Genomic DNA, 9730 nt, shown 5'->3' on the forward strand with positions numbered 1-9730 from the left:
GTGCTGGTCCTCGTCCGAGGTGCAGGAGGAGACCTCCACCCGGCTGCCGTCGGCCCGCAGGGTGTAGACCCGGATGGTCAACTTCGCGGCCGGGGACGGGTATTGCTGATCAGGCATGGTGCATGTACCTCACAGATGACGGCGATCGGAGGGATGCGCTTTCGCGTTGATCCCTGACAACCAGTGAAGGGGGCGGAAGGCTCGGGAACCAGAGCGGAAAGCTCTCAGTAATCAGGCATAATCAGGGCGTCGTCGGGTCCGACCTCGGCATTCTGGGTGGAGAGGGGGCGAGTGTGGCGGGACGGCGGAAGCGCTTGGCCGAGCGCCGCAAGGCACTCGGCTACAGCCAGGAGACGATGGCTGCCGCACTCGGAGTGGCCACCAGCACGTACGGGCGCTGGGAAGGAGGCAAGACCGACCCCCAGACGTACGCCTATCCCAAGCTCGCACGCCTGCTGCGGATCAGCCGGCCGGAGTTGGTCGATCTCCTGGCGAGGGACGGTGAGCCCCGGTTCGTCCCAGCGGGCTGCGCCGTTCCCGAGCCTACGGGTGACACTGATGACATGAGACGCCGTGACGTTCTGAGCCTGCTTGCCGTGACCGGCTCGCTCATCAGCCTTCCCCGGTTCGACAGCTCGGTCCTGCGGCGATCAGAGGTTGATGAGCTGGTGGCGAACGGGCCTGACTTGAACAGCCAGCTCTGGCGGGTGTTCGCCCTCTCTGAGCCAAAGTCTGCGGTCCTGCCGGTGGTCCACCATCAGCTCAGCAGGCTGGTCTCCGGCCTGGAACGGAGTTTGACGGAACATCAGCGACAGTCGCTCTGCGCGCAGGCGGGAGATCTCTACCAGTTGGTTGGCGAGGTGTTCTTCGACTCGAGCCAGTACGTGGAAGCCGCCCACTGCTACACCTTGGCGGCCAACGCCGGTCGCGAGGCGGGCGACTTCGACATGTGGGCCTGTGCACTGGTCAGGCACAGCTTCGTCGAGCTCTACGAGCGCCGGTTCAAGACGGCGGCACCCGTGCTCGCCGCCGCCGCGCAGATCGCTGAACGGGGTGACCCTCAAATGTCCACACGACACTGGGTGGCGGCCGTCCGGGCGGAGACGTACGCGGGCCTCGGCGATTCGGACGGCTGTGAGCGTGCCCTCGCCGAGGCCGAACAGGTGCATGACCTCTCCGGGAGGGCGCACAACGGCGGGTGGTTGCGGTTCGACGGCAGCCGCTTGGCCGAGGAACGCGGGACGTGCTACCTGGCGCTCGGCAAGCCGGACGCGGCGGAGGAAGCGCTGACGTCCGCGCTGGAGCAGGGGCTCTCTCCCCGCCGTCGAGGAGCCGTGCTGGCCGAACTCGCCGCGCTGGGCGCCGAACGGGGTGACCTCGATCAGGTGCTTCACTACAGTCGACAGGCGATCACCTTCGTGGACCGGACGGGCTCGGGGTACATCGGCAAGAAACTGGCAGGCATCCGGCCCCGGCTCGCCCCGCTGGCGGGTGACTCGCGGGCGGTGGAGCTGGACCACTGGATCTCGGCGCTGTCGGGCGCCGTCTGACGAGGGAGCACGGACATGAGCGAGGGCGGGCGGATCTTCCGCGAGGCGTGGATCGCGGGTGTGCGCAGGCACTTTCCGGGGGAGCCGAAGCCGGGGTACGTCGCGCCCTGGGAGGAGACGCCGGAGTGGGAGCGGGAGTGTGCGGCGGCCGTGTTCGGGCAGGTGCGGGACTTCGTCGTGGTGAGTGGCGGGCGGACGTCGAAGCTGAGCCGTGAGCAGAAGGGGCGGTTCGTGGCGGTGTGCTGGGTCGCGCAGATCCACAAGCACATCGAGGACCCGAAGCCGGGGTACGTCGCGGACTGGGACGAGCTGCCGAAGTGGCAGCAGGAGACGGACGCGGACATCTTCGAGGCCGTCGAACGGCACCTCTGACGGCGGTGCTTCCCGTGCGCCGGGCTCGCGGGGTGCCCTCGGCGACGGTGCACCCGATGAAGAGGGCCGGCGAGCCCGGCGACGGGCACGACTCCGAGCCGAACTGGTACGACGACTTCGACACCGCCGAGGCCCGGACGAACCCCTCGATCGTGAACGCCCCCGACTGCGTGGCGACCCCGACCCGCAACGGCCCGCACCCCGGCCGCCCCCGGCACCCCGGCCTCGGTCACCCTCGTACCTCCACGGGCCACCTGCTTCGAGGCCAGTGCCCTGTGTCCGGTGTTCTGTGTCCTGTGCGGACCTACCACGACGGCGCCCGGCTGACCTTCGTCCTCGGCGGTGCGCTCACGGACGCCGATCCCCTCGGGGCGCACCGGTGCGCGGCGCCGGGGGCCTCCGGGTCAGTCGGGGGTGCGGGTCAGCCAGGCGCCGACGGTCGGTAGTGCTCCGGGGCCGCTGTCGGCGGTCACGGTGGCGGCGAGGTCGGCGATGGTGACGGCGGCCAGGGAGGCGCGCCAGGCGGCGTCGGCGGCGCCCATCACCCGGGCGATGGGGCACGGTCCGGTGCACTGCTCGGGCGGGGTGCCCAGCGGACCGCGCTGGCGGATCTCGGTGCAGGTGAAGGCGGGGTTCGCCCCGTCGACGGCCTGGACCACGTCCAGCACGGATATCTCGGCGGGCTCCCTGGTGAGGACGTAGCCGCCGGTCTTGCCCTGTACCGAGTGGACCAGGCCCGCGCGGGACAGTGCCTGGAGCTGCTTGGCCAGGTAGCTGGGCGACACGTCGTGCAGGGTGGCCAGTCGGGCGGCCGGGACCGGGTCCGCGGCCGCGGTCAGCACCACGCAGCAGTGCAGCGCCCACTCGACGCCACCCGACAGTTTCATTCCGCCTCCATTTGACTCGGACAGAGGATATCCGAGTATATTCTCGGATAGAAGTTGTCCGAGTTTGGGTCGGGCGTCCGCGCCCGGCCCGCGAAGGAAGGCACCCCATGAAGATCACCGTCATCGGCACCGGCCTGATCGGATCCCAGCTCGCCGACGAGCTCACCGGCCGCGGCCACGAGGTGGTGACCGCCTCGCTCTCCTCCGGCGTCGACCTGCTCACCGGGGCCGGACTCGACCAGGCCCTCGCCGGCGCGGAGGTGGCCGTCAACGTCACCAACTCGCCCACCTTCGACGAGCAGTCGATCGCGTTCTTCCGCACCACGGTCGGCAACCTGCTGGCCGCGGGCGAGCGGGCGGGCGTGCGCCACCAGGTCGCGCTCTCCATCGTCGGCGTCGACCTCGTCCCGGCGCTCGACTACTACCGCGCCAAGACGCTCCAGGAAGAACTGCTGCGCGGTGGCCCGACCCCCTACTCGATCGTGCGCGCCACCCAGTTCTTCGAGTTCATGGAGCCGACCATGTCCTGGACCTCGGACGAGAGCGCCGTACGCCTGCCCGCCACCCCGATCCAGCCGATCGCCAGCGCCGACGTCGTCGCCGCCCTCGCCGACGTGGCCGCCGGCACGCCGCTCGACGGCACCCTGGACGTCGCCGGACCCGACCGGTTCACGCTCGACGAGGTCGGCCGCCTCACCCTGGCCGCCCGCGGGGACCAGCGCCCCGTCCTCGTCGACGACCGGGCCGGCCTGTTCGCCGCCGTCCCCGGCGACGTCCTCACCCCCGGCCCCGGTGCCCGCCTGGCCTCCACCCGTTACCGGGACTGGCTCGCTGCGGCCCGCTGACCGCAGGGCCGGGCCGGGCGGTCAGCCGGAGCGGTGGTAGACGGTGTCGGCGAGGTCCGGGCGGTCGAAGGCGGCGGCGTTGGTGAGGTGGCCGTCGAACGAGCCCGCCTTCGTCACCGATTCGCCGCGGCGGAAGACGAGTTGGAGTCCGTGCTCGGGCTCCCAGGCGCACTCGCACTCCACGGAGACGTACACCTGCCGGTCGCCGTGGGCGTCCTCCCGCTGGACGGTCACCTCGTCCCCGGGCCGGACGTGGGACCAGACGTCGTCCGGGTCGGTGACGGTCACGGGGACCGCGTCGTCGCCCAGCGCGGCCCGCACGTCCAGGTAGTACTGGAAGACCGGCGCCGACGCGGCCCGCAGGGCCGACTCGTCGAGCTCCAGGAACGTGCGGACGGCCGTCTCGAAGTCGGCCTCCGCGTGGTCGTCGCCGTAGCCGAGGACGACGAACCGGCAGCGGGCGCCGCCGAGGACGGGGACGGGGAGCGGCGGGCTCACGTGCTCGCCGGAGTCGGCGTCGGCGGTCACGGGGCCGAGCCCGGGGATCTCCATGGGCGGCACTCTACGGTCCGCCGGACCCGGGGCTACCGCAGGGCGGCGACGACCAGGCCCTCGACGGCCCCGGGCGGGACTTCGCCGCCGTTCACCAGCCCGTCGAAGACCAGTCCGTCGACGCAGGAGAGCAGGACGCGGCTGCGGGCCTCGACGTCCGCGTCCGGCACGCCGTGCGCGGTGAGGAAGCGGCGGACGGCCTCCCGGCCGGCGTTCTCGCGGGGGACGAGGATCTCGCGGAGTTCCGGGTCGCGCACGCTCTCGACGGTGCAGGCGTAGCGGGCGAGCGAGCGGCGGCGGCCCTCGCCGGTGAGGCGGTGCCGGGTGAGCAGGGTGATGCCGTCCACCAGGTCCCCGGTGCTGCGGGGGGCGGGCAACTGCTCGGCCAGGTGCTGGAGTTCGGCCTGGTCGAGTTCGACCAGGCGGGTGACGAGCGCGGTGAGCAGGGCGGACCGGGTGCGGAAGTACGCGGAGGTGCTGCCGGGCGGCAGGCCCGCGGCGCGGTCGACCGCGCGGTGGGTCAGGCCGCGGACGCCCTCGTCGGCGAGCACGTCGAGGGCCGCGTCCGCGAGGAGGGTGCGCCGGTTCGATGCCACGGGTCCCTTTCTACACCTGTAGGGCGTCCGCTAGGGTTTTCTCTACAGGTGTAGAAGCACGGGGGGTTCGACATGGGCGGCACCGCGGTCGTGGTGGGCGGCGGCATCGGCGGACTGGCCGCCGCGATCGGCCTGCACCGCATCGGCTGGCAGGTCACGGTCGTCGAACGCGCGCCGGTCCTCGACGACGCGGGGGCGGGCATCTCGCTGGCCGCCAACGGCCTCCGGGCGCTGGACGAACTCGGCGTCGGCGCCGCGGTGCGGGCGGCCTCGCGCGGCCAGTACGACGGCGGCACCCGCACCCCCGACGGCCGGTGGCTGGCCCGGCTGGACGGCGCGGCCCTGGAGGCCGCGGTGGGCACCCCGATCACCGGCATCCCCCGCGCCACCCTGCACCGGCTGCTGCGCGAGGCACTGCCCGCCGACCGCCTGCTGACCGGCACGGCGGCCGACGACGTCCGGCAGGACGGGCCCGCGCGGGCCCGGGTGGTCTGCGGCGGCACCGTCCTGGACGCCGACCTGGTGGTCGCCGCCGACGGCATCGGCAGCCGCGTCCGCAGCGGCCTCTTCCCGGCCCACCCCGGCCCCGTCCACAGCGGGTCGACGGTGCTGCGCGCCATCACCGAGCACCCGGTCGACCTGCGCACCGACTTCGAACTGACCTGGGGGCGCGGCGCCGAGTTCGGGCACATCGCCTTCGCCGACGGGCGGGCCGAATGGCACGCCGTCCTCACCCTGCCCGCCCGGACGCGCTTCGCCGACCCGCTCGCCGAACTGCGCCGCCGCTTCCACGGCTGGCACGAGCCGATCCCGGCCCTGCTCGCCGCGACCCGCCCCGAGGCCGTGCTCCACCACGACGTCGACGAACTCCGCACCCCGCTGCCCGCCTTCACCGCCGGCCGGATCGCCCTGCTCGGCGACGCGGCGCACGCGATGACCCCGAACCTCGGCCAGGGCGCCTGCCAGGCCCTGGAGGACGCGGTCACCCTGGCCGCCGCCCTCGCCGCCGCGCCCACCGTCGAAGCCGCCCTCGCCCGCTACGACGCCGAGCGCCGCCCGCGCAGCCGGTCCGTCGCCCGTGCGGCCCGGCAGGCCGGCCGGATGGGCCACCAGCTCGCCCACCCCCTCGCCGTCGCCCTGCGCAACACCGCGATGCGCCTGACCCCCTCCCGCGCCGCCGTCCGCGTGCTCCTGCGCCACCACGCCTGGATCCCGCCCCGCCTGGGCTGACCCCGCCCCGGCCGGCGCCGGTGGCTTCGGTCGCGTCGGTCGCGCCGGTCGTACCGCGGGGGCGGGGCGGGGGCGGGGTGGGCTCAGTGCGGGATGGCGGCGATGAGTTCGGCGGCGCCGGCCCGCTTGAGGGTCAGGGCGACGGAGGTGCCGAGGTCCTCGGGGGAGAGCGGGCCGGCCCATTCGTGGGCCTTCAGGACGCGCTTGCCGTCGGGGGTGAAGACGTGGCCGCGCAGCGAGAGGGTGCCGTCGGCCTCGGCCCTGGCGTGGCCGGCGATGGGGGAGTTGCAGTGGCCCTGGAGGACGTGCAGGAACATGCGTTCGGCGGCGGCCTCGCGCCAGGTGTCGTGGTGGCCGAGGCCGGAGACGGTGTCGATGGTGCGGGTGTCGTCCTCGCGGCACTGGAGGGCGAGGATGCCGGCGCCGATCGGCGGGCACATCGCCTCGACGGTGAGGACCTCGCTGATCCGGTCGGCGGCACCGATCCGCTCCAGGCCGGAGACGGCCAGCAGCAGCGCGTCGGCCTGGCCGGCGTCCAGTTTGGCGAGCCGGCCGTTGGCGTTGCCGCGGATCGGCACGGTCTCCAGGTGCGGGTGGGAGACCGCGAGTTGGGCGATCCGGCGGACGGAGGAGGTGCCGATCCGGGAGCCGGGCGGGAGCTGGTCGAGGGTCAGGCCGCCGGGGTGGACCAGGGCGTCGCGGATGTCGTCGCGCCGCAGGTGGGCGGCGAAGGTGGTGCCGGCCGGCAGCGGGCGGTCGGCGGGGACGTCCTTCAGGCAGTGCACGGCGAGGTCGGCCGCGCCGTCCAGCAGGGCCTGGTCGACCTCCTTGGTGAAGGCGCCCTTGCCGCCGAGCGCGGCCAGGTCGCCCGGCCAGCGGTCGCCGGAGGTGGTGACGGGCACCACCTCGGTCCGGATCCCCGGGTGGAGCGCGGCCAGTTCGGCGCGGACGCGTTCCACCTGGGCCAGTGCCATCGGCGAGGAGCGGGAGACGATGCGGACCAACTCGGTTGCGGGCATGACGAGATGATAGGCCGCCATACACGGGGCGCCGGTGCGGGACCGGCCGGGCGGCCGGCGCGTGTTCCGGCGTACTAGCGTGGGCCGGGTGATCGTATGGCTGAACGGAACCCACGGCGCGGGCAAGACGACGACCGCCGCGCACGTGCAGCGGCTGCTGCCGGACTCCCGGGTGCTGGACGCCGAGAAGGTCGGCGAGACGCTGATGGACATCAGGCCGGGGCTGCCCGGGACGGACAACTTCCAGCACTGGCCGCCGTGGCGGCCGCTGGTGGTGGAGACGGCCCGCCGGGTGCTCGAGTACGCGGGCGGCACGCTGGTGATGCCGATGACCGTCCTGGTCGAGGAGTACTGGCGGGAGATCGGCGGGGGCCTGGCCCGGTACGGGATCCCGGTGCGGCACTTCGTGCTGCACGCCGACCGGGAGACCCTGCGGCGGCGGATCGCGCAGGACACCGTCACCGGCTCCGACTCCCCGTTCCGGCTCAGGTACCTGGACCCGTACGCGGAGGCGGCCCGCGACTGGCTGCACGCCGAGGCCGAGGTGGTCGACACCACGCACCTCACGCCCGAGCAGGCCGCCGGGCGGATCGTGGCCGCGCTGAACGCCGAACGCTGAGCGGGAGGGGAGCGGCGGAGGGCGCCGGCGGCGGGTGGCCGTCGGCGCCCTCCGGGGCGGTCGCGCGGGCGCGGGTCAGGCGCGGACCAGGCCCTTGCCGGCGGCGGACGCGGCGTCCAGGGCCTGGGTGTGGTACTCGGCGGCCAGGTCGCGCAGGCTCTCCATCGCCGGGTTCACGGCGGCCAGGGTCAGCTCGCGGCGGATCGTGGTGAGGTCGGCGCCCCAGACGTCGCGCAGGATGCGCTCCAGGTACGGGGTGGCGTGGTCCCAGCCCTCGCGCGGGGTGCCGGGGGCGAAGCCGCCGCCGAGCGAGACGATCAGCACGACCGGCTTGTCCTTGAGCAGTTCGGTGGTCGGGCCGGCGCTCGCGATGACCAGGTCGACCCAGGTCTTGAAGTGCTGGGAGACGCCCCAGTTGTAGAGCGGTACGGCGATGACCGCGGCATCGGCGGCGCGCAGTTCCCCGGCGAGCTCGGCGCCGAGCGCGGCGGCGGCCTGCTGCTCGGGGGTGCGCTGGTCCTCGGGGGTGAAGCTGCCGAGCACGGCGGCGGCCCAGGCGTCGCCGGGCAGCGGCTCGGTGCCCAGGTTGCGGCGGGTGACGGTGCCGCCGGGGTGGGCGGCGGTCCACTCGGCCTCGGCGGCGTCGGCGAGCTCGGCGCTGGCCGAGGTGCCGGGCAGGATGCTGGCGTCCAGGCGGAACAGGGTCATGGCAGTACTCCTCGCTTCGCGCCCCGCCGGAAGGGCGGTGGGCGCGGGTGGGGACGGGCGGACAGGGCGAAGCGGAGATGCGGGCACCGGGTGCCGCCCTCGACGTAAGCGGACTTTACCCCGTTTCACTCGCCAGGTAAATTGGCACCCATGGACAGCCCCCTGGTCCCCTTCGGCCGACCCCCCACCGAACGCGCGGACGCGGCCCGCAACCGCGAGGTGCTGCTCTGCACCGCCCGCGCGATGATCGCCGAACTCGGGGCGGACAACGTCACCATGGACGGGCTCGCCGAACGCGCCGGGCTGGGCAAGGGCACCGTGTTCCGCCGCTTCGGCACCCGGGCCGGGATCTTCCGCGCCCTGCTCGACGCCGAGGAGCGGCGCTTCCAGTGCGAGGTGCTGTCCGGGCCGCCCCCGCTCGGCCCCGGCGGGGACCCGGTGGACCGGCTGATCGCCTACGGCCGCGCCCGCACCCGCTTCCTGCTGGAGCGCCACGAGATCGCCCGCGCCTCGTTCGAGCGCAAGGGCCCCGTCCCGCCCGCGGTCGGCCCGAACTTCTCCGGCCCGCACATCCGGATGCTGCTCGCCCAGGCCGCCCTGGGCCTGCCCGACCCGGACACCCTCTCGCTCCAGCTCGCCAGCGCCCTGGAGGGCCCCGCGCTGCTCTTCCTGGTCGCCGACCTCCCCCCGGAGGGCCGGTCCGCCGGGTGCGGCCAGGACGACCTGGGCACCCTGCTCGCGGACGGCTGGCAGACCCTGGTCGAACGGATCGCCCGCCGCTGAGGGCCCCGGCCGACACCCGTGACGCCGGGCCGGGGGCGGGCGTCGGCGGCCGGACGTCAGAGGCCGGACGTCACCCAGATCATCTTGCGGCCGGTCTCGGCGGGGGCGATCGGCGCCTCCTCGTCGATCCGGTCCAGGGCGTAGCCGAGCTTGCGCGGGACGGCGGCGCTGGCCGCGTTCGCCTCGTCGCAGTGGATCTCGGCGCGGGTGATCCCGGGCAGCGCCAGCGCCGCGTCCGTCAGCGCGCGGGCGGCGGCGGTGGCCAGGCCGCGGCCGGTGTGCTCGCGGTGCACCCAGTAGCCGATCTCCAGCGCGCCGGGGCCGATCCGGCCGTGCAGGCCGAAGGCGCCGACGACCGCGGCCGGGTCGGCGTCCAGGACGAGCAGGTACATGAAGTCGGTGCCCTCGTCCCAGACCTGCTCGCCGCGCACCGACACCTGCTCGCTCTCCGCGAGCGTCGGCGCGTGCTGCGCCCAGGGCATCCACGGGCTGAGGTGGGCGAGGTTGGCGACCACCGCGGCGTTCAGCGCGGCGGCGTCCGCCGACCGGCGGCGGCGCAGGTGCGCGCT

General features: G+C 74.1%; 12 protein-coding genes. 6 read left to right on the plus strand and 6 right to left on the minus strand.

Going from position 1 to position 9730, the window contains the following annotated elements; genetic code table 11:
• Positions 1–314: 314 nt before the first annotated feature.
• Complete coding sequence (locus ACFUEL_RS27830) at positions 315–1550, plus strand: helix-turn-helix transcriptional regulator (RefSeq protein WP_380239512.1); 1236 nt, start codon at positions 315–317, stop codon at positions 1548–1550.
• 15 nt (positions 1551–1565) lie between these two features.
• Positions 1566–1922 (plus strand): hypothetical protein, encoded by a 357-nt coding sequence (locus tag ACFUEL_RS27835; RefSeq protein ID WP_380239513.1) that lies wholly within the window; start codon positions 1566–1568, stop codon positions 1920–1922.
• Positions 1923–2326: 404 nt separating this feature from the next.
• On the opposite strand, the gene ACFUEL_RS27840 is transcribed toward ACFUEL_RS27835, so the two are convergent.
• A complete protein-coding gene (locus ACFUEL_RS27840; protein ID WP_380239514.1) occupies positions 2327–2809 on the minus strand; it encodes an RrF2 family transcriptional regulator in 483 nt (160 codons plus the stop codon).
• Between the two features lie 107 nt (positions 2810–2916).
• Here ACFUEL_RS27840 and ACFUEL_RS27845 point away from each other — a divergent pair, with 107 nt between their 5' ends.
• The gene (locus tag ACFUEL_RS27845) at positions 2917–3654 is read left to right on the plus strand and encodes an SDR family oxidoreductase (RefSeq protein WP_380239515.1); all 738 of its coding nucleotides are present in this window, start codon (positions 2917–2919) and stop codon (positions 3652–3654) included.
• 21 nt (positions 3655–3675) lie between these two features.
• Here ACFUEL_RS27845 and ACFUEL_RS27850 read toward each other — a convergent pair whose 3' ends face one another.
• The gene (locus ACFUEL_RS27850) at positions 3676–4206 is read right to left on the minus strand and encodes a DUF6985 domain-containing protein (protein WP_380239516.1); all 531 of its coding nucleotides are present in this window, start codon (positions 4204–4206) and stop codon (positions 3676–3678) included.
• A gap of 32 nt (positions 4207–4238) precedes the next feature.
• Positions 4239–4802 (minus strand): TetR/AcrR family transcriptional regulator, encoded by a 564-nt coding sequence (locus ACFUEL_RS27855; protein ID WP_380239517.1) that lies wholly within the window; start codon positions 4800–4802, stop codon positions 4239–4241.
• A 72-nt stretch (positions 4803–4874) separates the two neighbouring features.
• On the opposite strand from ACFUEL_RS27855, the gene ACFUEL_RS27860 reads away from it, so the two are divergent.
• Entirely contained in the window at positions 4875–6032 is a 1158-nt protein-coding gene (locus tag ACFUEL_RS27860) for an FAD-dependent monooxygenase (RefSeq protein ID WP_380239518.1), read from the plus strand.
• Positions 6033–6115: 83 nt separating this feature from the next.
• On the opposite strand, the gene hemC is transcribed toward ACFUEL_RS27860, so the two are convergent.
• Positions 6116–7051 (minus strand): hydroxymethylbilane synthase, encoded by a 936-nt coding sequence (gene hemC, locus ACFUEL_RS27865; RefSeq protein WP_380239519.1) that lies wholly within the window; start codon positions 7049–7051, stop codon positions 6116–6118.
• Positions 7052–7139: 88 nt separating this feature from the next.
• On the opposite strand from hemC, the gene ACFUEL_RS27870 reads away from it, so the two are divergent.
• Positions 7140–7670, plus strand: coding sequence for an AAA family ATPase (locus ACFUEL_RS27870; RefSeq protein WP_380239520.1), 531 nt, complete (start codon positions 7140–7142; stop codon positions 7668–7670).
• Between the two features lie 75 nt (positions 7671–7745).
• On the opposite strand, the gene ACFUEL_RS27875 is transcribed toward ACFUEL_RS27870, so the two are convergent.
• The gene (locus tag ACFUEL_RS27875; RefSeq protein ID WP_380239521.1) at positions 7746–8378 is read right to left on the minus strand and encodes an NAD(P)H-dependent oxidoreductase; all 633 of its coding nucleotides are present in this window, start codon (positions 8376–8378) and stop codon (positions 7746–7748) included.
• Positions 8379–8528: 150 nt separating this feature from the next.
• Here ACFUEL_RS27875 and ACFUEL_RS27880 point away from each other — a divergent pair, with 150 nt between their 5' ends.
• Positions 8529–9161, plus strand: coding sequence for a TetR/AcrR family transcriptional regulator (locus ACFUEL_RS27880; RefSeq protein WP_380239522.1), 633 nt, complete (start codon positions 8529–8531; stop codon positions 9159–9161).
• A 56-nt stretch (positions 9162–9217) separates the two neighbouring features.
• Here the strand turns inward: ACFUEL_RS27880 and ACFUEL_RS27885 are convergent.
• The coding region (locus tag ACFUEL_RS27885) for a GNAT family N-acetyltransferase (protein ID WP_380239523.1) at positions 9218–9730 on the minus strand (513 nt) is incomplete at its 5' end.

The organism is Kitasatospora sp. NPDC057198 (assembly GCF_042670125.1).
Lineage (GTDB): Bacteria > Actinomycetota > Actinomycetes > Streptomycetales > Streptomycetaceae > Kitasatospora.

Coding starts and splice junctions, on each gene's coding strand:
- ACFUEL_RS27835 (WP_380239513.1), top strand. CDS start 1,566: ATGAGCGAGGGCGGGCGGATCTTCCGCGAGGCGTGGATCGCGGGTGTG.
- ACFUEL_RS27840 (WP_380239514.1), bottom strand. CDS start 2,809: ATGAAACTGTCGGGTGGCGTCGAGTGGGCGCTGCACTGCTGCGTGGTG.
- ACFUEL_RS27845 (WP_380239515.1), top strand. CDS start 2,917: ATGAAGATCACCGTCATCGGCACCGGCCTGATCGGATCCCAGCTCGCC.
- ACFUEL_RS27850 (WP_380239516.1), bottom strand. CDS start 4,206: ATGGAGATCCCCGGGCTCGGCCCCGTGACCGCCGACGCCGACTCCGGC.
- ACFUEL_RS27860 (WP_380239518.1), top strand. CDS start 4,875: ATGGGCGGCACCGCGGTCGTGGTGGGCGGCGGCATCGGCGGACTGGCC.
- hemC (WP_380239519.1), bottom strand. CDS start 7,051: ATGCCCGCAACCGAGTTGGTCCGCATCGTCTCCCGCTCCTCGCCGATG.
- ACFUEL_RS27875 (WP_380239521.1), bottom strand. CDS start 8,378: ATGACCCTGTTCCGCCTGGACGCCAGCATCCTGCCCGGCACCTCGGCC.
- ACFUEL_RS27880 (WP_380239522.1), top strand. CDS start 8,529: ATGGACAGCCCCCTGGTCCCCTTCGGCCGACCCCCCACCGAACGCGCG.